The following is a 23803-nucleotide window of genomic DNA, read 5'->3' as shown; positions in this document are numbered from 1 at the left end:
ACTCAGAACAGCGGCGTCTCCGGCACGTACGCACGGGCATCCGCCCCGACATCCGTCCCCAGCTCGGCGAGCGAGGCGGGCTGCCACTTCGGGTTGCGGTCCTTGTCGACCAGCTGAGCGCGGATGCCCTCGACGAGATCGGGATGCTCGTGCACGAACCACAGCACCCGCCGGTACTCGCCCTCGAGCGCCTCGCGCAGCCCGGAGGCCGCCCGCGCCTCGCGCACGGCGTCGAGCGTCACGACCAACCCCGTCGGCGCGAGCCCCTCGAGCAGGTCGGCCGTGGCCGTGGCATCCGTCGTGCCCTGCGCCTGCAACCGCTCGACGATCGCGACGACCGTGTCGGCGGAGAAGGCCTCGTCGATCCACTCCGGCGACGGCGACAGCTCCGAGGGCTCCGGCGTCTCGTCGAACAGCAGCACGATCTCGCTCGGCCCGGTCGGGTCGGCGCGGAACGCGAGGGCCTCGCGCAGGGCGTCGAGATTGGCGGAGGGCACGTAGTAGTCCGCGAAACCGAGGGCGATGGCATCCGCCCCGTTCAACGAACCGCCGGTCAGAGCGAGGTACTCGCCGAGGCGACCCGGCGCACGGCCCAGCAGCCAGGTGCCGCCGACGTCGGGAGTGAAGCCGATGCGCGTCTCGGGCATCGCGAGCTTCGAGCGCTCGGTCACGATGCGGATCGCCGCGTGCCCCGCGAGCCCGATGCCGCCGCCCATCGTGATGCCGTCGGCGAAGGCGACGATCGGCTTCGGATACTCGGCGATCATGGCGTTGAGCGCGTACTCCGCGCGGAAGAACTCGGCGGTGGACTCGGGATGCCCCGACACGATCTGCGCGTGCAGGGCGCGCACGTCTCCCCCGGCGCAGAAGCCGCGGTCGCCCGCACCGTCGAGCAGCACGATCTGCACGTCGGTGTCGGTGCGCCAGGCGTCGAGCGCCGCGGTGAGCGCCTGCACCATGCCCAGGTCGAGGGCGTTGATCGCCTCGGGACGCTGCAGCGTGAGCCGCCCGAGAGCGCCTTCCGTGCGGACGAGGACGCGGTCGGAGGCAGAGGTCTCGGTCACGGGAGCCAGGCTACCCCGGTCGCCGCGAGGGCTCGCAATCCACAGGAAATACGCGATCCGGACGGTTTTCCGGCAGGATAGGGGGAATTGACCAAGCAAGGAGAGGTCGCGCATGACCGACGGACAGGTTCTCGAATTCACGGGCGTGACGAAGCGCTTCAATGAGGTGACCGCCGTTTCCGACTTCTCTGCTCGGATCGAGCCGGGTGCGGTCACCGCCTTCCTCGGCCCCAACGGGGCCGGCAAGACGACGACGCTGCGGATGCTGCTGGGCCAGGTGCGCCCGACATCCGGCACCGCGACGATCGGCGGTCAGTCGTACGCCGAGCTCCGCCAGCCGCTGCGGGTGATCGGTTCGGTGCTCGAGGAGACCGTCTACCGTCCGCGCCGCACCGCGAACCGCCAGCTCACGATCGCGGCCAAGGCCAACGACATCCCGCTCGGTCGCGTCGCCGAGGTGCTCTCCCTGGTGGGGCTCGAGAACGAGGGCGACGCCCGCATCGGCGGATTCTCGCTCGGCATGCGTCAGCGTCTGAGCGTCGCGCACGCTCTGCTCGGCGACCCCGGGGCTCTCGTGTTCGACGAGCCGGCCAACGGGCTCGACCCCGAAGGCATCCGCTGGATGCGCCTGCTCATGCGCCGTCTCGCCGACGAGGGGCGCACCGTGCTGGTGTCGTCGCACGTGCTCAGCGAGGTCGAGCAGGTCGCCGACAACGTGCTCGTGCTCTCGAAGGGCCGGCTCGTGCTCGCGAGCGGCATCGAGGAACTCGCCGACCCCTCGGCCGGTGCCGTCATCGTCGACGCGGCCGATCGTGCCGCGCTCACCGCCGCCCTCGCCGCCGCCGGGTTCGACATCGAGATCCTCCGCTCCGGGCTCACGGTGCGCGGCACCGACGCGCGCCGGGTCGGTGCGGTCGCCGCGGATGCCGGGATCGCCCTCACCACTCTCGTGCAGCGCGGTCCGACGCTCGAAGACGTCTTCATCCAGCTCACTCGTGGCGGCCGGCTCGAGCCGCACGCCGGCCTCCTCGCGACGCAGCTCGTCGCTCCCGCCGCCGCGCCGGCGGCTCCCGTCGAGGAGCCCGCGCACGCGACCGCTCCGGCCGACGCCGAGGATCAGGTCACGACGGACGACACGGCGGCGATGACCGCCTCCGCGATCGCCGCCGACGCCGCCGCAGCCGTGCCCGGCGGTCCCGTCGCGGCAGCGGTGGTCGCCTCCGGAGCAGGAGCCGCGATCGTGAACGACGGCGACGTCGTCGCGGACGAAGCGGATGCCGAGGGGGCGGTCGACGTCTCCGTCGACGGCGCCTCTGCATCCGACGACGCTGGATCCGACGACGAGACGCCTGCGGACGAGACGCCTGCGGACGAGACGCCTGCAGACGGTACGGCCACCGATGCGGATGCCGCGCAGGTCGCACCGGGCCCGGTGTCGGCCGCAGGGCTCCCCTCGTTCGACGACATCCTCTTCGGAAACGGCGACGCCGCCGAGGAGGAGGCCACCTCGTTCCCGAATGCCGAAGCTCCCGCCCACGCCGTCGACGGTGAAGCCGCGGGTGTTCCGATCGGCGAGGAGGCCGGGGTCGAGGTGTTCGACGACCTGGGCCCGACCGACGGCGCATCCGACGCATCGTCGGTTGGATCCTCCGACAGCGACGAGGCGGCCGCCGACGAGGACGCCGACCCGCGCTCGGCCGCGGTGAGCTCGATGCTCGCCGACGCCGCGCGCGCCTACTTCGAGGACGAGCCGAAGGACTACCCCCTCGGCGAGGCGCCCTCCGAGTCGGAGGGCAGCGAGACGGACGATGCCGCGCACTCCGAGCACGAAGCCGACACGCAGGCGGAAGCCGACACGGCGACCGACGAGACCCCGACCGACGAAGCATCCGACGACGAAGCATCCGACGACGACGCTCCCGCCGATGGCGCCCCCCGCACGACCGTGATCGAGATCATCCCGGAGATCCCGCTCACGGCGACCGACGACGAGCTCGCCAACGCCGACCACTACGACCAGAGCGGCGACGGCGACCAGCACCACGAGCACGGCGAGTACCGCCCCCGCGACTGATCGATCCGCACAGCGAGACGCCCTCCCGACCCGATGGTCGCGGAGGGCGTTTCGCTGTGGTCTGCGAGCGCGGCGGCTCAGGCGGGCCGCGGCCGGATCACCGGGCGCCGGGGTTGCTTGGTCGTGGGGATCGAGCCGGTCGAGACGATCTCCTCGACGTCGGCCGGCTCTTCGGAGACCTCGAGCCGCAGGGCCTGCGTCAGGGCGAGGCCGTGCCGGGTGGTCAGGATGAGACGGCGGTACTGCTCGTCGCCCGTGAGGTCGATCACGACGCTCGGCCGGCGCTTGCGGATGAGCACGAAGTCGGTGCTGCCCGCGGCCTTCCACGTACCGGCGGCGAGGATGCCGGGGATGTGGGTGCCGGGGTTGGGCACGCCGCGCAGCCAGGTCCAGGCGTCATCGGTGAGCTGCACCTTGGTGATCGTCTCGCGCACGATGCGGAGGTTGTCGCGGTGGAAGCTCGCGGCGCGTTCCAGCGGCGAGAGCACGATCTCGAGTTGCGTCTGATCCAACAGCAACGTCACCATGACACCCAGTCTGCCAGCGGCATCCTCCCAGTTGTCTGGATCTTGCTCACAGGAACACAACGATCCGTTGTGGGAATGCGCTCACTCAGGGACGAGCGGATGCCGCGGCGGCGGCCGCGAGGGGCAGCGCCGCCTCGATGCGCAGCAGTTCTTCGTCGCCGTGGGCGGCCGTGAGGAACCACGCCTCGAACACGCTCGGCGGCAGGGCGATCCCCTGCTCCCGCAGCGAGTGGAAGAACGGCGCGTAGCGGAACGTCTCCTGCGCCTGGGCCTCGGCGTAGTCGCGCGGGGCGGAGGGGCGGAACGAGGCGTTGAAGAGGTTTCCCGCCTTCGCCACCGCGTGCTCGACCCCGGCATCCGTGAGCGCCGCGTCGAGCGCACGCGAGAGCCGGTCGGCCGCCGCGTCGATGGTCGCGTAGACCTCGGGCGTCGCGAGGCGCAGCGTGGCGACGCCCGCGGCGACCGAGAGCGGGTTCCCGGAGAGCGTGCCCGCCTGGTAGACCGGCCCCAGCGGCGCCAGGAGGTCCATCACATCGGTCCGTCCACCGAGGGCGGCCAGCGGCATCCCCCCGCCGACGACCTTGCCGAAGGTGACGATGTCGGGGAGGTAGTCCTCGCCCTCCGCGGCCTGCAGCCCCCAGAACCCGGCCGGGTGCACGCGGAACCCGGTGAGCACCTCGTCGAGGATCATCAGCGCGCCGTGCGCGTGGGCCGTGTCGGCGATGAGGCGGTTGAACCCGGGGAGCGGGGCGACGACGCCCATGTTCGCCGCGGATGCCTCGACGATGACGGCCGCGATGCGCGGGCCGTGCTCGGCGAACACCGCCGCCAGCGCCTCGGGGTCGTTGTAGTCGATCACGAGCGTCTGCGCGGCGATCGGCGCGGGCACGCCCGCGGAACCCGGCAGCGCGAGCGTCGCGACGCCCGAGCCCGCCGCGGCGAGCAGCCCGTCGGAGTGGCCGTGGTAGTGACCGGCGAACTTCACGAGCAGGTCGCGCCCGGTCGCGCCGCGGGCCAGGCGGATCGCCGTCATGGTCGCTTCGGTGCCCGTCGACACCAGGCGCACGCGCTCGATCGGACGGATCTCGCCGAACCGCACGCGGTCGGCGATCAGTGCCGCGAGCTCGACCTCGCCCTCGGTGGGCGCGCCGAACGACAGGCCGCGGGTCGCGGCCTCCTGCACCGCCTGGACGACCTCCGGATGCGCGTGACCGAGCAGCGCCGGGCCCCACGAGGCCACGAGGTCGATGTACGTCGTGCCCGCGGCATCCGTCACCGTCGCACCCTGCGCGGAGGCGAGGAACCGCGGCGTGCCACCGACCGACCCGTAGGCGCGGACGGGAGAGTTCACGCCGCCGGGGATCACCGCGCGGGCGGCGGAGAAGAGATCATCGTTGCGATCGGACATGGTGCTTCCTCTCGAAATGCGGCGGCGGCCGATCAGTCGCGCAGCCAGCGGGCGGCCTCGGTCGCCCAGTACGTCAGAACCGCGTCGGCACCGGCGCGCCGGATCGACAGCAGCGACTCGAGGATCGCCGCACGGCGGTCGATCCATCCGTTCGCGGCGGCGGCCTCGATCATCGCGTACTCGCCGGACACCTGGTATGCCCACACCGGAATATGCACGGTGTCTCGCACCTCGCGCAGTACGTCGAGGAAGGCCATCGCCGGCTTGACCATGACGATGTCGGCGCCCTCCTGCTCGTCGACCACGGCCTCGCGCACGCCCTCGCGGCGGTTGCCGGGGTCGAGCTGGTAGGTGCGGCGGTCGCCGGTGAGCTGCGAGTCGACCGCCTCGCGGAAGGGGCCGTAGAACGCGCTCGCGTACTTCGCCGCGTACGACATCAGGATCGTGCGCGTGAACCCCTCGGCGTCGAGCGCTCGGCGGATGGCGGCGACCTGGCCGTCCATCATGCCCGAGAGCCCGAGCAGCTGCGAACCGGCCCGCGCCTGGGCGAGAGCCATCGAGGTGTAGCGCTCGAGGGTCGCGTCGTTGTCGACGGAACCGTCGGCGGCCAGCACGCCGCAGTGTCCGTGATCGGTGAACTCGTCGAGGCACAGGTCGGTCTGCACGACGAGGGCGTCGCCCACCTCGGCTGCCAGCGCCTCGGTCGCGAGATTGAGGATGCCGTGGGGAGCGTCTGCACCGGAGCCGCGGGCATCGCGCACCGCAGGAACGCCGAAGAGCATGACGCCACCGACGCCGGCCTCGGCTGCCTCGACCGCCGCGGCGCGAAGCGAGTCCATCGAGTGCTGGACGACACCGGGCATCGATCCGATCGGCGCGGGGTCGGTGAGCCCTTCGCGCACGAACGTCGGCAGCACGAGCTGCTGCGGCTGGAGGCTGGTCTCGCGCACGAGCTGGCGGACGGCCGGCGACTGGCGCAGTCGACGCAGGCGCACCTCGGGGAAGCTCACGGCGTGAACTCGTCGGCCGAGTGCGGGAGGGTGAAGTGCGAGACCGCGTCGATGAGCGCGTCGACCGTCTGGCGATCCGCGACCACCGAGACCGACAGTCCCGCGTTGCGGGCATCGCGCGCCGTGCGCGGACCGATCGCCGCGAGCAGCGTGTCATCGGGGATCTCGGGGAACTGCTCGCGCACCTGCTCGGCGACCGAACCGCTCGTGATGAGGATCGCGTTGATGCGGCCGTTCTCGACGTCGCGCTTGATGCGATCCGTCACCGGTACGCCGACCGTGCGGTACGCCACCACGCTGTCGACGTCGTGACCCGCCTCGGTGAGCAGCACGCTCAGCACCGGCTTCGCGATCTCGCTGCGGAGAGCGAGGATGCGGCGCGGTGCGGTCTCGAGCGAGATCATCTGCTGCGCCATGCCCTCGGCGGAGTTGTCCTGCGTGGGCACCAGCGCGACCTCGTACCCGACGGCCTGCAACGCCGCCGCGGTGGTCTCGCCGACCGCCGCGATGCGCGTCGTGGCCGGCACCACCGCGCGGTGCGCGAAGAGCACGTCGACCGTGGTCGCGCTCGTCACCGTGAGCCAGTCGTAGGCGCCGGCGGCGAGCTGCTCCAGGGCGACGTCGAGGGCCGCCTGGTCGGTCGTGGGGGCGAAGTTGATGAGGGGCGCGACGACGGGGACCGCTCCCTGCAGGCGCAGGCTCGCGGCGACGCCGTCGCCCCACGGGCCTCCGCGGGGGACGAGGATCCGCCAGCCGTCTAGAGGCTTGTCGTGCTTCGATTCGGGTGTCGTGGTCATCAGGATTGCTCTCGGGGGACGAGTTCGGCCGCCCCTTGTTCGAGCAGCCGACGGGCGACAGCCGATCCCAGCGATCGAACGGCCTGGATCGGATCTGCACCATCGGCAGCATCCGCATCATTGCCACTGCCGTTCCGTTGAATATACCCCTCGTTCAGGGGTTCGGTGACGTCGAGCCCGATCCGGCGACCGCCATCGGCCGCGTACACGACCGTCCTGACGCGGATCTCGTCGCCTTCGACGACCGCATGCGCGGCCATGGGGGCTTGACATCCGGCGTCCAGACCCTCGAGGATCGCGCGCTCCAGCGTGATCGCGAGGCGGGTGGGCGCATCGTCGAGGACGGCGAGCGCCTCACGCAGCTCGGCCGGGGCATCCGTCGTCGTCTCCACGGCCAGGGCTCCCTGGCCGGGCGCGGTCGGCCACTCGCTCAGCCCCAGCTCCTCCCGGTGCAGCGGCGAGTCGGTGCCGAGCCGCGAGAGCCCCGCGGCCGCGAGGATGACAGCATCCAGCTCGCCGGATGCGACGCGCGCGAGACGCGAGTCGACGTTGCCGCGCAGGTCGACGACCGTCGAGTGCGGGGCCCGGCGACGCACCTGAGCGATGCGGCGGGGTGACCCCGTGCCGACCGTGCTGCCGGCGCGCAGCTCGTGCAGCGGAGTACCGCCGCGGGTGATGGCAACATCGCGCGCATCCTCGCGGACGGGCGTCGCCGCGATGACGAGGCCCTCGGGGACCGCGGTGGGGAGGTCCTTGAGCGAGTGCACCAGGAAGTCGCACTCCCCCGCGAGCAGCGCCTCGCGCAGACGCGTGGCGAAGATGCCCTGCCCGCCGATCTCCGACAGCGAGGCGCGATTGGTGTCGCCCTCGGACGTGATGGGGACGAGCACGACGGGGCGGCCGACGACCTTCTCGAGGGCGGCGGCGACGTGACCGGACTGGGCCTGCGCGAGAGCGCTGCGGCGAGTACCGAGGCGGATCGGGGAGCTCACGGCGGGCCTACTGCAGCACGTCCGCGATCTCGTCGAAGCGGAGCCTGCGCCCCGTGTAGAAGGGCACCTCCTCCTTCACGAACAGACGCGCCTCGGTGTAGCGGAGGTCGCGCATCATGTCGACGAGATCGGTGATGTCGTCGGCCTCCATCGGGAGGATCCACTCGTAGTCACCGAGGGCGAACGCGGCGACGGTGTTCGCGACGACGCCGGTGAACGCGGCGCCCTTACGGCCGTGGTCGGCGAGCATCGCGCGACGGTCGGCCTCGGGTGCCAGGTACCACTCGGGCGTGCGCACGAACGGGTAGAGGCAGAGCCAGTCCTTGGGCTCGACCCCCCGGAGGAAGCCGGGCACGTGCGAGCGATTGAACTCGGCGTCGCGGTGCACGCCCATCACGTTCCAGACGGGCAGGAGCGAGCGCAGCAGCTCGGTGCGGCGCAGACGACGCAGCGCCTTCTGCAGTTCTTCGGCGGTGTCGCCGTGCAGCCACACCATGAGGTCGGCGTCGGCCTTGAGGCCCGAGACATCGTAGAAGCCGCGGACCGTGACCCCGGAGTCCTCGACGTACGAGACGATCGTCTCGAGTTCGGTCGAGTCGGACTCGGTGACGGGCACATCGGGATTGCGTCGCCACACGGCCCAGAGGGTGAAGCCGGACGGGTTCTCTGCGCTCTCATCGGACATGGTCCCAGTCTGCCCCTTTTGTCGGACGGCTGCGAATGCGGCCGAGCGTGCAAAAACGCGACGCCCCGGAAGCGGAGTTCCGGGGCGTCGCGAAAAGAAGTGGTCAGCGCGAGATCGCCCGGGCGATCACCCAGACGGCGCTGCCGACGACGGCCGCCGCGCCCACGGCGATCGCGATCGCGCCCGCGGGGTTGCGCTCGGAGAACAGTCGCAGACGCACGGCCGCGCGCTTAGATGCCTTGTCGAGACGACGCGGCACGTTGCCCTTGATCTCGATCGCGGCGAGCGCCGCCTTGAGCTCTGCCCGCGCCGAGGCGACGGGGTCGACGATGCCGCCGGGGACGGCGGTGATCGGCAGGTCAGAATTCGTCATTGTCGCCGGCCTCCTTCACGATGCGAACGTCTGTGGCGACGGCCTGCGCGGGGTTCTCCCGGCGCAGCACCTTGCGGAACTTGAAAAGACCGAGCAGCGCGAAGAACAGCACGGCCAGGATCAGGATGCCGAAAACCGCCAGCGCCGAGAGCCACACGGGCCACCACGAGGCGATGCCCGCGATGGCGAAGACCAGCAGCACCGGGATCGCCCAGAACAGGAAGAACAGGGCGACGACGAACCAAACGGCGCCGACGCCCGCGTCCTTCGCGGTGCGCGAGACCCACGCCTTGGCGGCGTTGATCTCGGCCTTGACGAGGTTCGAGACGAGTTCGGGGAGGTCGCCGATCAGCGACAGGAAGCTGTCATCGGCGCGGTCGCGATAGCCGCGGGGCATGGTCAGTTCCCGGTCTTCTTCGCGGCGGGCTTGCGCGTCGCCGGCTTCTTGGCGGCGGGCTTGCGAGCGGCTCCGGTCGAGGCCGACGAGTTCGCGGAGGACGTCTTCGACGAAGAGGTCTTCGACGTCGACGACTTCTTGGCCTCCTCGACGCGGTCCTTCACCTCTTCGGCGGCATCCTCGAGGTCTTCGGCGACGTCCTTGCCCGCGGCGATCACCGAGTCGAGCTTCTGCCCGGGCGTGCCGTCGCTGCCGACCGACTTGACGACCTTGACGGCGCCGTTCCAGAGGGCGCCCGGAACCGCGGCGGCCTTCTGGCCCACGAAGTCCTTGACCTGTTCCACGCGCTCCTGCACGGGGTCGAGATGCCAGACCTTGAGCCACTGCGTCTTGATCTGCTCGTAGCGCTCGCGTCCGGCGCGCGTTCCGAGGACGTATCCCACGCCGATTCCGACGACGAGTCCGATCTTCCCCTTCATGGGGTCTCCTCACGTTGTTCCGGTCGAGCCGCAGGCGTTCGATCCCCGTCGGCCAGGTACCCAGCGTAACCCCATATGCCGATTTCGGCATTGAGAGGGCAGGGGGTTGACAGGCGCGAGGCGCTCACTCCCAGATCAGGGTGCGGCGCAGGCGGTCCGTTTCCTCGGTCGCATCGGGGATCACCTGCGCGAGACCCGTACCCGCGAGCCAGGCGCCGACCGCCGCGAGGCCAGGAACGGCCTGCACGGCGGAGCGGGCGGCCGCACGACGTTCCGCCGATCCGATCACCGATGCCGGCTGTGCCTGCACGTAGCGCGCACGGTGCGCGGCCACCAGCGCGGACGGTGCCAGATCGATACCCAGAAGAGCGGATGCCTCGCGCAGCGCGAGGTCCGACGCAGTCCCGTCGTCGAGCCCTGCGGTGGCCGCCGGCTCGCCCTGCGCACCGAACGACACCCGCACGACGTGACGACCACCGGCCGCCCGGCGCACCCACTCCCACTTCGCGGTGGAGTGCGTGAGCGCCTTCGCGACATGGCTGCCGGGCACCGTCAGCACGCCCGTACCGCGCGGCGCCGGGTCGAGCGCCGGAGCGTCGAGGAGCAGGGTGACGATCTCGATCTCGGGTGCCGGTACGTCGTCGGTCGGCACGAGTGCGGGCACGGCGTCGGCGAGCAGCGCACGAGCGGTGCGCTCGTCGACGGCGACGACGACGGCATCCGCCTGCCACTCCTCCGCGACCGCGACGACCTCGTCATCGGAGTCCGCGGCGTCTTCGGATGCCGGATCGACGGGCGCATCGGCGACGACGATCCAGCCGTCTCCGTCGCGGGCGATCGCGCGGACGGGCGATGCCGTGCGCACCTCGACACGGAAGTTCTCGAGGTCGGCGAGCAGGGCATCGACGAGGACGGTCATCCCGCCGTCGAGTCCCTCGACCGCGGCGCCCGGCTTCTTCGCGGCGGCGCGGGCCGCTCCCTCGTCGCGCAGCGCGGCCACTGCACCCGACAACGAACCGGTGCGCGTGAGCGCGGCATTGAGCCCCGGTGCGGCGATCTCGACGTCGATATCGGAGGGGGAAGCGGAATACACCCCCGTGGTCACGGGAGCGACGAGGCGGTCACGCACCTTGTCGCCCATGCGCGTCGAGACGAGCTTGCCGAGGCTGTGCTCGTGACCGATGGTCAGCGGCGGACGCACCCGATCGAGGTACGCCCTCCAGGCACCCGACCAGCCGATGATGCGGCGCACGTCGTCCTGGAACGGGTTGGCGGGGATGCCGAGCAGCCCGCCGACGGGGAGCGGTGCGGCGCCGATGCCCGGGACCCCGGCGAGCCAGGCTCCTCCGGGAGCGGGTGCGACGACGCGGTCGTCGATGCCGAGTTCGGCGAGGAGCGCGCGCACGTGTCCGCCCCGGGTCGCGAAGCTCTCGGCCCCCGCGTCGAGGGCCACCCCGTCGAGCTCGGCCCGACGGATCGCGCCGCCCACGGCATCCGACGCCTCGAGCACCGTCACGCGCATGCCGACCTTGGCGCACTCACGGGCGGCGATGAGACCGCCGATCCCACCGCCGATCACGACGACGTGCTTCTCGGCGGCGCGGGCGGCGAGTTCGGAGGGCTCGGTCATGCCTTCCATCCTCGCATCGCCCCGCTCAGGCCTCGGCCGGGGATAACCCCTCGTCGGCGCCCCCGCGCTTGCGGATCTCGCGCAGAACGATCTGCTCGGGGCACACCGTCGACAGGAAGTCGCCGACCGAGAGGGCGAGGCGCTCACCGACCAGCGAGTACAGGATGCGGTTGGCGTCGCGACGCTCGGTCACGAGCCCGGCCTGCCGCAGCACCGCGAGATGCCGGGAGATCGTCGGACCGCTCGATGAGAACTTCGCGGCGATCTCGCCGGCCGCCAGCTCACCCTCTTTCAGGTCCTGCAGGATCTGCCGCCGGGTGGGGTGCGCCAGCGCGGCGAAGATGTCGGTCGCGCTATCTGTCATGTTTGCAATATAGCACCCTTGCTAGATAGCATTTAGCCGTAAAGCTAATGAGCGAAGGAGCAGTCATGAGAGTGGCCATCACCGGAGGCACCGGATTCGTCGGGCGGCACCTCGCCGAGCGCCTCGGCCCCGAAGCATCCGTCGTCGTGTCCCGACGCACCGGCGTCGCGCTCGACGATGCCGACGCGCTCACCGCAGCCTTCGCCGGATGCGATGCGGTCGCGCACTGCGCCGGCATCAACCGCGAGATCGGCGACCAGACGTTCCAGGGCGTGCATGTCCAGGGCACACGCGCCGTCGTCGAAGCCGCTCGCCGCGCCGGTGTGAAGCGCATCGTGATGGTGAGTTTCCTTCGCGCCCGGCCCGACTGCGGTTCGGGTTACCACGAGTCCAAGTGGGAGGCCGAAGAGATCATCCGCTCCTCCGGCATCGACCACACCATTCTCAAGTCCGGCATGATCTACGGTCGCGGCGACCACATGGTCGACCACGTGTCGCGCGCCGTGCGCACGCTGCCCTTCTTCTGGACCGTCGGGTTCCGCGAGCGCCGCGCCCGCCCCGTGCCCGTCGACGACGCGGTCGACCTGCTCGTCGCCGCTCTCGAAGGGCGCATCGCCGAGCCCACGATCGCGGTCATGGGTGCCGACGAGGTCACGCTCGGCGAGGCACTGCGGCGCATCGCTCGGGTCGACGAGCGCAGCCCGCTCTTCTTCCCCGTGCCGCTGTGGACGATCCGCATGCTCGCCCAACTGACCGAGTGGACGATGGTCACCCCTCTGGTGGCGAAGGCGCAGGCTCGGATGCTGGCCGAAGGCGTGACCGAGCCGGCCCCCTACGCGCCCGAGGCGCCTGAGGAGTTCCGACCGCGGCGCGCGTTCAGCGACGAGCGCATCCGCGCCGCGCTCCCGGACGGTCCGTTCACGCTCGACGATCTGCGGGCGGTGCGCTGGCTGCGGGCGCGGCGGGGCGCCTGAGCGGGTGAGGGGTCACAACACGCCGCGCGCGAGACCGCCGACGCGGCGTGTCCTGACCCCTCGCGGCATCCGTCAGTCGCGCTGCGCGTGCACCAGCTCGACGATGCGCGTGAGCTGATCGGGGTCGGTCTCGGGCGGCACGCCGTGGCCGAGGTTGACGATGTGCGCCCGAGCGGTGCGGCCCCGCCACAGCACGTCGAGCACGTGCGCCTCGAGCACCGGCCAGGGAGCCGACAGCAGCGCGGGATCGATGTTCCCCTGCACCGTGGTGTCGGGGCCGAGGATCGCAGCCGCCTCGTCGAGCGGCTGCCGCCAGTCGACGCCCACGCCGTCGGCCGCACCGTCGAGACGCATGTCGGCGAGGAAGGGTCCGGTGCCGACGCCGAAGTGGATGGTCGGCAGCCCGATGCCCTCGAGCGCGGTCTTCGAGTGCGGGCGTACGAAGGTGCGGTAGTCGGCGGGGCTCAGACCGCCCGCCCACGAGTCGAAGAGCTGCACGACGGATGCCCCGGCGTCGCGCTGCGCCGAGAGGAAGACCCGCGACACCTGCGCCAGCCATCCGGCGAGGCGGTTCCACGAGTCGGGGTCGGCGTGCATCATGGCCCGCGCGCGCAGGTGCTCCTTCGACGGGCCGCCCTCGACGAGGTAGGCCGCAAGGGTGAAGGGCGCTCCGGCGAAGCCGATCAACGGGGTGTCGCCGAGTTCGGCGACGGTGAGGCGCACGGCCTCGGAGATCGCGGTGGCGTCGAGCGAGGCGGGATCGATCGCCGTGATGCGGTCGACGTCGGATGCCGTGCGCACCGGGTTCGCGAACACCGGACCGCGGCCAGGCTCGATCTCGACCTCGACTCCGGCCAGGCGCAGCGGGATGACGATGTCGCTGAAGAAGACGGCCGCGTCGACGCCGTGGCGGCGCACCGGCTGCAGCGTGATCTCGGCGGCGAGGTCGGGGGTGAGGCAGGCGTCGAGCATCCGCGTGCCCACCCGCAGCTCGCGGTACTCGGGCAGCGACCTGCCGGCCTGGCGCATGAACCACACCGGGGTCTGAGCGGGGCGTTCGCCCGCGAGGGCGCGCAGGAGCGGAGCGTCGGAGAGGGCCATGCCTCCATCCTCGCATCCGCCCCCGATGCGGATGCTGTGGGCCCGGCGACCTCGGCGTCGGGAGCCTCCGGTACAATCGAAGGGTGCTGCTGTGTGTCACGGCGAGTCACAAGACCGCCAGCTTCGATCTGCTCGAACGCCTGAGCCGCACCCCCGACGACGTCGCCCCCACTCTCGTGGGCATGACGCCGTGCGTGCAGGGTGCGGTCGTTCTCGCGACGTGCAATCGCTTCGAGGCGTACGTGGAAATGGACGAACCCGTCACTGCAGCCGGCGCGATCGGCGTCGAAGCCGTGCTCGAAGCGGTCGAGGCCGCGACCGGCGTTCCCGCCGATGAACTCGACGGCGCCTACACCGTGCACTCGGGCCGCCGCGTCGCCGAGCACCTCTTCTCCGTGGCCTCCGGCCTCGAATCCGTCGTCTCCGGCGAGGGCGAGATCGCCGGCCAGGTGCGCCGCGCACTCAAGTCCGCCCGCAAGGAGGGCACGACCTCCCCCGAGCTCGAGCGCCTGTTCCAGCGCGCCAGCCAGGCACAGCGCAAGGTCAAGAACGTCACGGCCCTCGGCCGCGCCGGCCGCTCGCTGGTGCGCCTCGCCCTCGAGCTCGCCGACTCCCGCATCGCCGACTGGTCGGCCGAGCGCGTGCTGCTCGTCGGCACCGGTGCCTACGCCGCCGTCACGCTCGCCACGCTCCGCGAGCGCGGTGCCGTCGACATCTCGGTGTACTCGCCCTCGGGCCGCGCCGAGATCTTCGCCGCGAAGCACGGCATCCGCCCCGTCGCCGAAGCCGACTACGCTCGCACCGCCGCCCGGTCGAGCCTGCTGATCACGTGCACCACCGCCACCGAGCCGGTGCTCGGGCCGCAGCATCTGCAGGCGCCCGCCGGGCTCGCCGCGGCCGCTGCCGGCTGCCCGGTCGCCCCTTCGACAGGCTCAGGGACCCAGCGTGGACAGCTGGTCGTCGACCTCGGCATGCCCCGCAACGTCGACCCGGCCGTCGCCACCCTCGAGGGTGTCGCGCTGCTCGACCTCGAGACCATCCGCCTGCACGCTCCGCTCGAAGAGCTGCAGGCCACGGATGCCGCGCGCACCGTCGTTCGCGAGGCCGCGGACACCTTCCATGTCGTGGGCGCCCGCCAGAGCGTGACTCCGTCGGTGATCGCCCTGCGCTCGCACATCTTCTCGCTGCTCGACTCGGAGATCGCCCGCGCCCGCGCGCGCGGCGACGAGGACGGCAAGATCGAGCAGGCACTGCGCCACCTCGCCGGCGTGCTGCTGCACGAGCCGACGACCCGTGCGCACGAGCTCGCCGCCGCCGGCCGCGCCGACGACTTCGCCGCGGCCCTCGCGACGCTCTACGGCCTCTCGCCCGAGCAGCCCGCCGTCTCGGCCATCGACCCGCTCGACGACGCCGCCTCCGCCTGACGCCGGGGGCGGGTACCCATCGCCCAGCGCCCCACAGGAAACCGCCCGATGCGAGAATGAACGCATGGCCCTTCACATCACCGGAGACACCGCCGCCGACGCTCTCCTGACCGACAACCCGCTCGCCCTCCTGGTCGGGATGCTGCTGGATCAGCAGGTACCGATGGAGACCGCGTTCGCGGGTCCGTTGAAGATCGAGCAGCGCACCGGCGCGACGGATGCCTCGGCGATCGCGAGCATGGATCCCGAGGAGTTCCTCGAGGCGTTCAAGACGACGCCCGCGGTGCACCGCTTCCCGGGGTCGATGGCGACGCGCGTGCAGACGCTGTGCCAGACGATCGTCGACGACTGGGGCGGAGACGCCGCCGCCCTCTGGACGCAGGGCGAGCCGAACGGCGCCGAGGTGCTCAAGCGCCTGAAGGCGCTGCCGGGCTTCGGCGAGCAGAAGGCGAAGATCTTCCTGGCGCTGCTGGGCAAGCAGTACGGATTCACCGGCGCCGGTTGGCGCGAGGCGGCGGGCGACTACGGCGTCGACGGCTCGTTCCGCAGCGTCGCCGACATCGTCTCGCCCGAATCCCTGACGAAGGTGCGCGAGCACAAGAAGGCGATGAAGGCCGCCGCGAAGGCCGAGAAGTAGGCCGACCGTGCCCGCCGCACTCCGCATCGAGCTCTTCCCGAGAGACCTCGACCGGGCGCTCGCGTTCTACGTCGACGTTCTGGGATTCGAACTCGTGCAAGACGACCGGGGCCTCGCGAACCCGTATGCGGCGGTGCGCCGCGATGCGGTGCGGATCGGTCTGCTCGCCTCTCCGAACGCGATCGGCGACCGCCGCCCTCCGCTGGGCGTCGAGATCGTCATCGAGGTCGATGACGTTGCCGCGGAGCGGGAGAGGGTTGCGGCATCCGGAGTCGGGCTGGTCGATGACCTGCAGCGTCGGGCGTGGGGGCTGACCGACTTCCGCCTGCTCGACCCCGACGGGCACTTCCTGCGAATCACGGATCGCGCTGCGGCGCACGAACCCGCAGCCTCTGAAGGAGAGCCTTCGTGAAGCCCACCGGCCACGACGTCGCGGGCCTGATCGCCCGGTCCTCCCCCGCGAAGCGCCGGAGGGATGCCGAGACGCTGACCGCCCTCATGCAGGAGATCACCGGCCGCGAGCCCGCGACCTGGGGCACGATCATCGGGTTCGGGTCGTGCCACTACCGGTATCCGACCGGCACCGAGGGCGACTCCGGGCTGCTGGCCTTCGCGCCGCGCAAGGCGGCGACGACGATCTACCTGCTCGACGGCGTCGCCGCGCACGAGGAGGCCCTGGCGGCACTCGGCCCGCACACCACGGGCGCCGGATGCCTCTACATCACCGACCTCGAGGAGATCGACCTCGACGTGCTCCGGGGCGTGCTCGAACGCTCGCTCGCCTGGGTCGAGGCGGGCGGCACCCCCGAGATGCAGCTCACCGTCACGGGCTGAGGCCGCGGCATCCTCTCGTTCCGGTGCGGCGCGGCGCTCAGCGCAGCACTTCGACCAGCGCCACCCACGACACGACGATCGCCGAGACGATGGCGAGCAGACATCCGGCGGCGGCGAGGTACAGCCCCGACGGATGCCCCACCCCCACCAGCACGCCGGCGACGAGATAGGCGGCCAGGGGCAGGAAGCCGATCAGATACTTGAGCGGCCGCGCGCGGTCGGCCGGGTTCGGGTCGCCCGCGATGAGACGCGTCACGTTCACCTGGAATACCGACATCAGCAGTGTCGCCACGACGATGAGCACGCCGTACCAGGTGAGGTCGAGGCCGGGAACGAGCCCGATCGCCGACACGGCGAGCGCGAGCACGAGCGCCGCGATGCCCGCGAGAAGACGTGCGGTGAGCGTGCGCGACTTCACGATCTCCGCGATGTTGACGCTCGCGGCGACGATCACGAGGCCGGCGAGGGCAGCGGTCGCGCCCGCCATCGCGACGTTGAACTCGCTCCACTCCTCGATCATGCGGTCAGCATAGCCCCGCGCCGAGCCACCCCTCTAGAGACGAAACACCCCTCTGCGAACGGTGCGCAGAGGGGTGTGTCGGACGAAGAGGGGTGGCTCGGCATCCGCCCGGGATCAGGAAGAACGGATGCCGCGGCTCACGCGCCCTTCAGGCGCTCGGCCAGGTACTCGTGCAGCTCGTCGATCGAGACGCGCTCCTGCGCCATGGTGTCGCGGTCGCGCACGGTGACGGCGCGGTCGTCGAGCGAGTCGAAGTCGACCGTGACGCAGAACGGGGTGCCGATCTCGTCCTGGCGACGGTAGCGGCGGCCGATCGCGCCGGCGTCGTCGAAGTCGACCGCCCACGAGCTGCGCAGCGTGTCGGCGACCTCGCGGGCGAGCGGCGAGAGGCGCTCGTTGCGCGACAGCGGCAGCACCGCGGCCTTGACCGGCGCGAGGCGCGGGTCGAGCTTGAGCACGGTGCGCACGTCGGTGCCGCCCTTGGCGTTGGGCACCTCTTCTTCGCGGTACGCGTCGACGAGGAACGCCATCATGGCGCGCGTCAGACCGAACGACGGCTCGATCACGAACGGCGTGTAGCGCTCACCGGTCGCCTGGTCGAAGTAGGTCAGGCTCTGGCCCGAGGCCTCGCTGTGGCTCGACAGGTCGTAGTCGGTGCGGTTGGCGACACCCATGAGCTCGCCCCACTCCTTGCCCGCGAACCCGAACTTGTACTCGACGTCGATCGTGCCGGCCGAGTAGTGCGCACGGTCGTCCTCGGGCACGTCGAACTGGCGCATGTTCTCGGGATCGATGCCGAGGTCGATGAACCAGTTCCAGCAGGCTTCGACCCAGTGCTCGAACCACTCCTGCGCATCCGCCGGCGGCGTGAAGAACTCGATCTCCATCTGCTCGAACTCACGGGTGCGGAAGATGAAGTTACCGGGGGTGATCTCGTTGCGGAACGCCTTGCCGACCTGGCCGATGCCGAACGGCGGCTTCTTGCGGCTGGCGGTGAGCACGTTCGAGAAGTTCACGAAGATGCCCTGCGCGGTCTCGGGGCGCAGGTAGTAGAGACCCGACTCGTCGTCGACGACGCCGAGGTAGGTCTTCACCAGACCCGAGAACGACTTGGGCTCGGTGTACTGACCCTTGGTGCCGCAGTTCGGGCAGGGGATGTCGGTGAGACCGTTCTCGGCCTTGCGGCCCTTGCGCGCCTCGAAGTCCTCGATGAGGGTGTCGGCACGGAAGCGCTTGTGGCAGTGGAGGCACTCGACCAGCGGGTCGGTGAAGGTGGCGACGTGGCCGGATGCCTCCCACACGCGCTTGGGCAGGATGATGCTCGAGTCGAGGCCGACCATGTCGCCGCGACCGCGCACGAACGTCTGCCACCACTGGCGGCGGATGTTCTCCTTGAGCTCCGTGCCGAGGGGGCCGTAGTCCCAGGCCGAGCGCGAACCGCCGTAGATCTCACCCGCTTGGAACACGAACCCGCGGTGGCGGGCGAGGGCGATGACCTTGTCGAGGCGGGACTGTTCGGCCATGGTGGCTCCAATGGTCGGATGCGAGTGGGATGCGGCACGCGGATGCCGCGGCATCCCCATTCTATCTGCGGGTCTGCGCGAGGTCGGAGCCTTCTGCCCCTCGTGCGCACAGGCCTCGAGGACTACCGTCTAACCATGAGTTCGACCGCCCAGACCCGCCCGCCCCGCGACGAGAACACCCGCTTCTTCGGGCAACCGTGGGCGCTCGTGCACGTGTTCGGCGTGGAGATGTGGGAGCGGTTCAGCTTCTACGGCATGCAGGGCATCCTGCTCATCTACCTGTACTACTCCGTGACCGAGGGCGGCCTCGGCATCCCGCAGGCGGTCGCCGGCGGAATCGTCGGCGCGTACGGCGGCTCGGTATACCTGTCGACCATCCTCGGCGCCTGGCTCGCTGATCGTCTCTTCGGCTCGGAGCGCGTGCTCTTCGTCAGCGCGATGGTCATCGTCGCCGGGCACCTCGCCCTCGCCCTGTTGCCGGGGCTGCTCGGCGTCGGGGTCGGCCTGATCCTGGTGGCGCTCGGCTCGGGCGGGCTCAAGGCCAACGCGACCTCGGTGGTCGGCACCCTCTACGCCCCGGAGGACGTGCGCCGGGATGCCGGCTTCTCGCTCTTCTACCTCGGCATCAACCTGGGCGCGTTCCTGGGGCCCATCCTCACCGGCATCCTGCAGTCGACCCTCGGGTTCCACTACGGATTCGGGTTGGCGGCGATCGGCATGACGCTGGGTCTCGTGCAGTACGCCTTCGGCCGCCGCGCCCTGCCCGACGAGGCGCGGCGCGTGCCGAACCCGCTGCCCGCGGCGCGCTATCCGATGGTCGCCGTCGTCGGCCTCGCCGCCGTCGCCGTCATCGTCGTGCTGGTGCTGCTCGGCGTCATCCGCGCCGACAACCTCGCGCCGATCGTGATCGGTGTGACCGTCGCCGCCGCGATCGCGTACTTCGCGGTGATCCTCTCGAGCCGCCGCATCGACGCCACCGAGCGCTCGCGCGTGTGGGGCTTCCTGCCGTTGTTCGTCACGAGCGTCGCCTTCTGGTCGCTCTACCAGCAGCAGTTCACGGTGCTCACGGTCTACTCCGACGAGCGTCTGAACCGCGACCTCTTCGGCTGGGAGATGCCGGTCTCGTGGGTGCAGTCCATCAACCCCGTCTTCATCATCATCCTGTCGGGCGTCTTCGCCGCGATCTGGACCCGCCTCGGCAAGCGCCAGCCGTCGACGCCGGCGAAGTTCGGCCTCAGCGCGATCATCATGGGAGTCGCTTTCCTGCTGTTCCTCCCGTTCGCGGGCGGCGGGCCGAACTCCACGCCGCTGCTGGCCATCGTCGGCATCCTGTTCGTGTTCACCGTCGCGGAGCTGCTGCTGTCGCCCGTCGGCCTGTCGGTGACGACGAAGCTCGCCCCGAAGGTCTTCCACACGCAGATGGTGGCGCTGTTCTTCCTCTCTGTCGCGCTCGGCACGGCGATCTCGGGCTGGCTCGTCGGGTTCTACAACCCCGACGACGAGGTTCCGTACTTCTCGATCCTGGGCGGAATCGCGATCCTTGTCGGCATCGGACTGCTGCTGTCGATCAAGCCGGTGCTGAAGCTCATGAAGGACGTGCGCTGACGCGCGGGCTTCCGGATGCCGGGCGCAGACGCCGTTCCGGATGTCGGATGCCGGTGACAGACTCGCCCGCATGGAACAACGCGTCAGCTTCATCACTCTCGCCGTGTCCGACCTCGCGCGCACCCGCGCCTTCTACGTCGACGGGCTCGGATGGGAACCGATGTTCTCGGGCGACGATGTACTGATGCTCCCGATCGGCGAGCGGCTCATGCTGTCGCTGTGGTCGATCGAGGGCTTCACCGCCGAGATCGGCGAGGCCCCGGCATCCGGCGTCGCCCCGATCACGCTCGCCCACAACCTCGCCACCCCGGCCGAGGTCGACGCGGTGCTCGCCGAGGTCGCGCTGCTGGGTGCGCCGGTGAGCGCGGGGCGCGAGCGCGCGTGGGGCGGGTACTCCGGGTATTTCTCCGACCCCGAGGGCTTCCGCTGGGAGGTCGCGGTCAACCCGGGCGAGACGGGTGATTTCGTGCTGCCGCCGCGATAAGCGGCTCCCGACGACCCTCGCCCCTCTCAGACGCCGATAGCCTGAGTCGGTGGGAGCGAACGACGACAAGGCCAGACGACGACTCTCACGGAACACCCCGCGGTGGGCGATCGTCGCAGTACTCGCGTTCGCGGGCCTGTGCTCGTCGTTCATGTTCACCCTCGTGGTGCCGCTGCAGGCCGAGCTTCCGGCGCTGCTGAACTCGTCGCGTGAAGACACCACCTGGGTCGTCACGATCACGCTGCTCGTCGCCGCCGTCGCAACGCCGATCTCGGGCCGCCTCGGCGACATGTACGGCAAGCGCCGCGTGGCGATCGTTCTGCTCGCCCTGCTGATCGTCGGGTCGCTGATCGCCGCCCTGTCGGGCTCGATCATCGGCGTGATCATCGGGCGCGGACTGCAGGGTGCGGTCACGGGTGTGGTGCCGCTGGGCATCGCGATCATGCGCGACGTGCTCCCTCCCGAGCGCCTCGGCACCGCGGTCGCCCTCATGAGCGCGACGATGGGCGTGGGCGGCGCGCTCGGCATGCCGATCGCCGCGTACCTCGCGGTGAACGCCGACTGGCACGCCCTGTTCTGGCTCGCCGCCGCCCTCGGCGCGGTGGGGCTGCTGCTCATCTTCTTCGTCGTCCCCGAAGACGTGCTCCGCTCCCCCGGGCGTCTCGACGTACTCGGTGCGATCGGACTCGCGATCGGCCTGACCGGCATCCTGCTCTTCGTGTCGCGCGGCGCGGAGTGGGGCTGGACGTCGCTCCCGACCCTCGCCTGCATCATCGGCGGAGTCGTCGTGCTGCTGGTCTGGGGCTGGTATCAGCTGCGCACGACCGATCCCCTGCTCGACCTGCGCGTCGCCGCACGCCCCGCCGTGCTCTTCACGAACATCGCCGCGATCGGCATGGGCTTCGCGCTCTTCGCCTCGAACGTGACCTTCCCGCAGATGCTCGAGATGCCCGCCGGCACCGGCGCCGGCTTCGGCCTCGACATGATCTCGGCCTCGCTCGTGGTCATGCCGGCCGGTCTCGTGATGATGGTGATCTCGCCGCTGTCGGGCTGGCTCGAACGCACCGTCGGTCCCCGCCCGCTCTTCACGGTGGGTGCCGCGGCGATCGTGCTCGCCTACGTCTTCGTGCTGCTGTTGTCGAGCGAGGTGTGGCACATCCTCGTCGGCAACCTGCTCATCGGCGTCGGCATCGGATTCACCTTCGCCGCGATGCCGATGATCATCATGCGCTCGGTTCCGGCGAACGAGACCGGCGCCTCCAACGGCCTCAACGCGCTCTTCCGCTCGGTGGGCACGTCGAGCGCCTCGGCCGTCATGGGCGGGGTGCTCGCGGCGATGAGCATCGACGTCGACGGCGTCGCGGTGCCGACGCACGATGCGTTCCAGGTGTGCTTCTGGTTGGCGATCGCCGCCGGCATCGTGGCCCTCGTGCTGTCGCTCTTCATCCCGAAGCAGCGCGCCGCCGAACAGCATCCGTCGCTGCCCTGAGCGGGCTTCTGTCCGGGGGAGCCGGTCAGAGGGTGCGCGGATCGGGGTCGTCGGCGCGGGGCGGGCGCAGGCGGCTCGGGATCGGCCACGGCAGCTCGAACCGCTCGGTCGGCGGACGGGTGACGTCGCCGAAGTCGTCGACCTTCACCACGATGCGTCCCGGCACGCCGCCTCGATCGGGGGTCACTTCGACGATGCGCACCCGCATCGGGCGCTCGGCTTCGCCGTCGAGCATCCACGGATCGGCGAGCCAGGCGATGCCCCGCTCTTCGAGGGCGGCCTCGGCGTCGAGCCAGTCGGTGGGAGCGGACGCCGGGCGCCCGAGCACATCGACGGCCAGCCAGTCGTCGCCCGCCGGGTGGATCCAGCCGAGCAGCTCGCCATCGTCACGGCGGTGCGGGGTCCAGTCGGGTCGGGTCATCCGACGAGCCTAGCGAGGGCCCTTCGCGGGGTCAGTGCGTGTACTCCATGAGTTCGACTCCGAGCACCCGGAACGCATCGTGGGCGCGCAGCCGGTGGGTGATCGAGAGGTCGTCGAAGCAGACGATGAGCGAGTAGGCCACCCCTGCGCGGGGGCCGGCGAGCACGCCTGCCTCGGCGCGCACGCCGCGGTCGCGCCCGGTCTTGTTGACGAAGAGGAGGCCGTGCGCGTCGTGGTCGTGCGCGAACGGATCGAGACCGGTGGATGCTGCGACCAGGCTCAGATCCTGGTTGAGGCTGAGCCACTCCGACACGCGGGCGCTGACCGCTGCGTCGACGACGGCGGAGTTGACGAGGGCCGAGAAGAGACCCGCGAGCTCGCGGGTGGAGCCGACGGCCACCTGGGGGGCATCATCGGGGCCGCGCTTGTCACGGAACCGGTCGAGCACGGCCGTGCGTCGCAGCCCGAGCGCCTCGATGCGTCCGCGCACCCGGTCGTGGCCGACCTTGCGGAGCAGGGCGTTGACGGCGATCGGGTCTCCCGCGGTGGCAGCGAGCACGGCGAGATCTTCGAGCGGCAACGCCGGGGCGTGCAGGTGCCGCCACAGCCCCGAGGACGAGACCTCGTCGACGCTCGATCGGTCGATGATCTCGAGCGGGTCGAGGGCACCGCTCTCGAAGCCGGCGGCGACCTCGATCAGGAGAGGCACGACACCGAGTCCGGCGACCGGCATGGTGACGTGGTCGTCGCCCGCGAGCACGTGCACGTGGCTGTCGAGATCGACGACGTGCACCGACACCTGGGCTCCGGAATCGACCAGATTCTCGAGGGCGCCGAGCGTCGCGGTGAAGGAGCGTCGGCCGACGGCTGCACGCCGAGGACTGCGCCTGCTGGGGCGCTGCGAGCGACGCAGCACCGCGTTCGAGCCGTCGACAGGCTCGGGAATCGAGGGTTGGGGGGAGCCCACGCGTGATCCTTACCGGGGGGATGG

At 70.9% G+C, this 23803-nt stretch carries 26 protein-coding genes; 9 read left to right on the top strand and 17 right to left on the bottom strand.

From position 1 onward, the window contains the following. Positions 1-2 precede the first annotated feature (2 nt). On the bottom strand, positions 3-1064 hold the full coding sequence (locus KZC52_RS12750) for an enoyl-CoA hydratase/isomerase family protein (RefSeq protein WP_247624418.1): 1062 nt from the start codon (positions 1062-1064) through the stop codon (positions 3-5). Between the two features lie 112 nt (positions 1065-1176). Between KZC52_RS12750 and KZC52_RS12745 the strand changes: the two genes are divergently transcribed. Beyond that, positions 1177-3138, top strand: a complete 1962-nt coding sequence (locus tag KZC52_RS12745; RefSeq protein ID WP_247624417.1) for an ATP-binding cassette domain-containing protein — start codon at positions 1177-1179, stop codon at positions 3136-3138. 77 nt (positions 3139-3215) lie between these two features. Here KZC52_RS12745 and KZC52_RS12740 read toward each other — a convergent pair whose 3' ends face one another. The 11 genes from KZC52_RS12740 to KZC52_RS12690 all read right to left on the bottom strand — a co-directional run bounded on the left by KZC52_RS12740 (position 3216) and on the right by KZC52_RS12690 (position 11800). Then, entirely contained in the window at positions 3216-3665 is a 450-nt protein-coding gene (locus KZC52_RS12740) for a hypothetical protein (protein ID WP_247624416.1), read from the bottom strand. Positions 3666-3750: 85 nt separating this feature from the next. Further along, positions 3751-5073 (bottom strand): glutamate-1-semialdehyde 2,1-aminomutase, encoded by a 1323-nt coding sequence (hemL, locus tag KZC52_RS12735; protein ID WP_247624415.1) that lies wholly within the window; start codon positions 5071-5073, stop codon positions 3751-3753. A 32-nt stretch (positions 5074-5105) separates the two neighbouring features. Next, positions 5106-6083: a porphobilinogen synthase gene (gene hemB / locus KZC52_RS12730; protein ID WP_247624414.1), complete on the bottom strand. Its 978-nt coding sequence runs from the start codon at positions 6081-6083 to the stop codon at positions 5106-5108. Further along, a complete protein-coding gene (locus tag KZC52_RS12725) occupies positions 6080-6880 on the bottom strand; it encodes a uroporphyrinogen-III synthase (protein ID WP_247624413.1) in 801 nt (266 codons plus the stop codon). Before KZC52_RS12725 ends, hemB begins: the two co-directional genes overlap by 4 nt. Next, on the bottom strand, positions 6880-7872 hold the full coding sequence (gene hemC, locus KZC52_RS12720; protein WP_247624412.1) for a hydroxymethylbilane synthase: 993 nt from the start codon (positions 7870-7872) through the stop codon (positions 6880-6882). The genes KZC52_RS12725 and hemC overlap by 1 nt, the downstream gene beginning before the upstream one ends. A 7-nt stretch (positions 7873-7879) precedes the next feature. Continuing rightward, positions 7880-8557, bottom strand: a complete 678-nt coding sequence (gene hemQ / locus KZC52_RS12715; RefSeq protein ID WP_247624411.1) for a hydrogen peroxide-dependent heme synthase — start codon at positions 8555-8557, stop codon at positions 7880-7882. Positions 8558-8660: 103 nt separating this feature from the next. Continuing rightward, entirely contained in the window at positions 8661-8930 is a 270-nt protein-coding gene (locus tag KZC52_RS12710) for a hypothetical protein (RefSeq protein ID WP_247624410.1), read from the bottom strand. Then, positions 8917-9327: a phage holin family protein gene (locus tag KZC52_RS12705; RefSeq protein ID WP_247624409.1), complete on the bottom strand. Its 411-nt coding sequence runs from the start codon at positions 9325-9327 to the stop codon at positions 8917-8919. The genes KZC52_RS12710 and KZC52_RS12705 overlap by 14 nt, the downstream gene beginning before the upstream one ends. 2 nt (positions 9328-9329) lie before the next feature. Then, positions 9330-9806 carry a hypothetical protein gene (locus tag KZC52_RS12700; RefSeq protein ID WP_247624408.1) on the bottom strand — a complete coding sequence of 159 codons (477 nt, stop codon included), beginning with the start codon at positions 9804-9806 and terminating at the stop codon, positions 9330-9332. A gap of 124 nt (positions 9807-9930) precedes the next feature. Beyond that, a complete protein-coding gene (gene hemG / locus KZC52_RS12695; protein WP_247624407.1) occupies positions 9931-11436 on the bottom strand; it encodes a protoporphyrinogen oxidase in 1506 nt (501 codons plus the stop codon). A 25-nt stretch (positions 11437-11461) separates the two neighbouring features. Next, on the bottom strand, positions 11462-11800 hold the full coding sequence (locus tag KZC52_RS12690) for a metalloregulator ArsR/SmtB family transcription factor (RefSeq protein ID WP_247624406.1): 339 nt from the start codon (positions 11798-11800) through the stop codon (positions 11462-11464). A 65-nt stretch (positions 11801-11865) separates the two neighbouring features. Here KZC52_RS12690 and KZC52_RS12685 point away from each other — a divergent pair, with 65 nt between their 5' ends. Beyond that, the gene (locus KZC52_RS12685) at positions 11866-12774 is read left to right on the top strand and encodes an NAD(P)H-binding protein (protein ID WP_247624405.1); all 909 of its coding nucleotides are present in this window, start codon (positions 11866-11868) and stop codon (positions 12772-12774) included. A gap of 72 nt (positions 12775-12846) precedes the next feature. Here KZC52_RS12685 and hemE read toward each other — a convergent pair whose 3' ends face one another. After that, positions 12847-13875, bottom strand: a complete 1029-nt coding sequence (hemE, locus tag KZC52_RS12680) for a uroporphyrinogen decarboxylase (protein WP_247624404.1) — start codon at positions 13873-13875, stop codon at positions 12847-12849. Positions 13876-13958: 83 nt separating this feature from the next. On the opposite strand from hemE, the gene KZC52_RS12675 reads away from it, so the two are divergent. The 4 genes from KZC52_RS12675 to KZC52_RS12660 all read left to right on the top strand — a co-directional run bounded on the left by KZC52_RS12675 (position 13959) and on the right by KZC52_RS12660 (position 16770). Further along, positions 13959-15299, top strand: coding sequence for a glutamyl-tRNA reductase (locus tag KZC52_RS12675; protein ID WP_247624403.1), 1341 nt, complete (start codon positions 13959-13961; stop codon positions 15297-15299). A 64-nt stretch (positions 15300-15363) separates the two neighbouring features. Beyond that, positions 15364-15936 carry an HhH-GPD-type base excision DNA repair protein gene (locus tag KZC52_RS12670; RefSeq protein WP_247624402.1) on the top strand — a complete coding sequence of 191 codons (573 nt, stop codon included), beginning with the start codon at positions 15364-15366 and terminating at the stop codon, positions 15934-15936. Positions 15937-15943: 7 nt separating this feature from the next. Beyond that, complete coding sequence (locus tag KZC52_RS12665; RefSeq protein ID WP_247624401.1) at positions 15944-16348, top strand: VOC family protein; 405 nt, start codon at positions 15944-15946, stop codon at positions 16346-16348. Further along, positions 16345-16770: a DUF1801 domain-containing protein gene (locus KZC52_RS12660; RefSeq protein ID WP_247624400.1), complete on the top strand. Its 426-nt coding sequence runs from the start codon at positions 16345-16347 to the stop codon at positions 16768-16770. Before KZC52_RS12665 ends, KZC52_RS12660 begins: the two co-directional genes overlap by 4 nt. Before the next feature lie 37 nt (positions 16771-16807). Here the strand turns inward: KZC52_RS12660 and KZC52_RS12655 are convergent, their stop codons facing one another. Then, on the bottom strand, positions 16808-17290 hold the full coding sequence (locus KZC52_RS12655; RefSeq protein ID WP_247624399.1) for a hypothetical protein: 483 nt from the start codon (positions 17288-17290) through the stop codon (positions 16808-16810). A 137-nt stretch (positions 17291-17427) separates the two neighbouring features. Further along, positions 17428-18813: a glycine--tRNA ligase gene (locus KZC52_RS12650; RefSeq protein WP_247624398.1), complete on the bottom strand. Its 1386-nt coding sequence runs from the start codon at positions 18811-18813 to the stop codon at positions 17428-17430. Between the two features lie 135 nt (positions 18814-18948). On the opposite strand from KZC52_RS12650, the gene KZC52_RS12645 reads away from it, so the two are divergent. From KZC52_RS12645 to KZC52_RS12635, 3 genes are all read left to right on the top strand, one after another. Beyond that, positions 18949-20418 carry a peptide MFS transporter gene (locus tag KZC52_RS12645; protein ID WP_247624397.1) on the top strand — a complete coding sequence of 490 codons (1470 nt, stop codon included), beginning with the start codon at positions 18949-18951 and terminating at the stop codon, positions 20416-20418. 70 nt (positions 20419-20488) lie between these two features. Continuing rightward, complete coding sequence (locus KZC52_RS12640; protein WP_247624396.1) at positions 20489-20902, top strand: VOC family protein; 414 nt, start codon at positions 20489-20491, stop codon at positions 20900-20902. A 49-nt stretch (positions 20903-20951) separates the two neighbouring features. After that, the gene (locus KZC52_RS12635; protein WP_247624395.1) at positions 20952-22391 is read left to right on the top strand and encodes an MFS transporter; all 1440 of its coding nucleotides are present in this window, start codon (positions 20952-20954) and stop codon (positions 22389-22391) included. A gap of 25 nt (positions 22392-22416) precedes the next feature. Here the strand turns inward: KZC52_RS12635 and KZC52_RS12630 are convergent, their stop codons facing one another. After that, positions 22417-22812, bottom strand: coding sequence for a hypothetical protein (locus KZC52_RS12630; protein ID WP_247624394.1), 396 nt, complete (start codon positions 22810-22812; stop codon positions 22417-22419). A 31-nt stretch (positions 22813-22843) separates the two neighbouring features. Then, entirely contained in the window at positions 22844-23779 is a 936-nt protein-coding gene (locus KZC52_RS12625) for a serine hydrolase (RefSeq protein WP_247624393.1), read from the bottom strand. Between the last annotated feature and the right edge of the window lie 24 nt (positions 23780-23803).

Source organism: Microbacterium galbinum (assembly GCF_023091225.1).
Taxonomy (GTDB): Bacteria; Actinomycetota; Actinomycetes; order Actinomycetales; family Microbacteriaceae; genus Microbacterium; species Microbacterium galbinum.
This window is presented reverse-complemented; position numbering and strand designations above follow the sequence as displayed.

Bases quoted from the DNA above. Each gene is read 5' to 3' on its own strand.
- KZC52_RS12725 (WP_247624413.1), bottom strand. From the start codon at position 6,880: ATGACCACGACACCCGAATCGAAGCACGACAAGCCTCTAGACGGCTGG.
- KZC52_RS12710 (WP_247624410.1), bottom strand. From the start codon at position 8,930: ATGACGAATTCTGACCTGCCGATCACCGCCGTCCCCGGCGGCATCGTC.
- hemL (WP_247624415.1), bottom strand. From the start codon at position 5,073: ATGTCCGATCGCAACGATGATCTCTTCTCCGCCGCCCGCGCGGTGATC.
- KZC52_RS12685 (WP_247624405.1), top strand. From the start codon at position 11,866: ATGAGAGTGGCCATCACCGGAGGCACCGGATTCGTCGGGCGGCACCTC.
- KZC52_RS12705 (WP_247624409.1), bottom strand. From the start codon at position 9,327: ATGCCCCGCGGCTATCGCGACCGCGCCGATGACAGCTTCCTGTCGCTG.
- KZC52_RS12670 (WP_247624402.1), top strand. From the start codon at position 15,364: ATGGCCCTTCACATCACCGGAGACACCGCCGCCGACGCTCTCCTGACC.
- KZC52_RS12690 (WP_247624406.1), bottom strand. From the start codon at position 11,800: ATGACAGATAGCGCGACCGACATCTTCGCCGCGCTGGCGCACCCCACC.
- hemQ (WP_247624411.1), bottom strand. From the start codon at position 8,557: ATGTCCGATGAGAGCGCAGAGAACCCGTCCGGCTTCACCCTCTGGGCC.
- KZC52_RS12740 (WP_247624416.1), bottom strand. From the start codon at position 3,665: ATGGTGACGTTGCTGTTGGATCAGACGCAACTCGAGATCGTGCTCTCG.
- KZC52_RS12645 (WP_247624397.1), top strand. From the start codon at position 18,949: ATGAGTTCGACCGCCCAGACCCGCCCGCCCCGCGACGAGAACACCCGC.
- hemE (WP_247624404.1), bottom strand. From the start codon at position 13,875: ATGGCCCTCTCCGACGCTCCGCTCCTGCGCGCCCTCGCGGGCGAACGC.
- KZC52_RS12640 (WP_247624396.1), top strand. From the start codon at position 20,489: ATGGAACAACGCGTCAGCTTCATCACTCTCGCCGTGTCCGACCTCGCG.
- KZC52_RS12700 (WP_247624408.1), bottom strand. From the start codon at position 9,806: ATGAAGGGGAAGATCGGACTCGTCGTCGGAATCGGCGTGGGATACGTC.
- KZC52_RS12745 (WP_247624417.1), top strand. From the start codon at position 1,177: ATGACCGACGGACAGGTTCTCGAATTCACGGGCGTGACGAAGCGCTTC.
- KZC52_RS12630 (WP_247624394.1), bottom strand. From the start codon at position 22,812: ATGACCCGACCCGACTGGACCCCGCACCGCCGTGACGATGGCGAGCTG.
- KZC52_RS12655 (WP_247624399.1), bottom strand. From the start codon at position 17,290: ATGATCGAGGAGTGGAGCGAGTTCAACGTCGCGATGGCGGGCGCGACC.
- KZC52_RS12650 (WP_247624398.1), bottom strand. From the start codon at position 18,813: ATGGCCGAACAGTCCCGCCTCGACAAGGTCATCGCCCTCGCCCGCCAC.
- hemG (WP_247624407.1), bottom strand. From the start codon at position 11,436: ATGACCGAGCCCTCCGAACTCGCCGCCCGCGCCGCCGAGAAGCACGTC.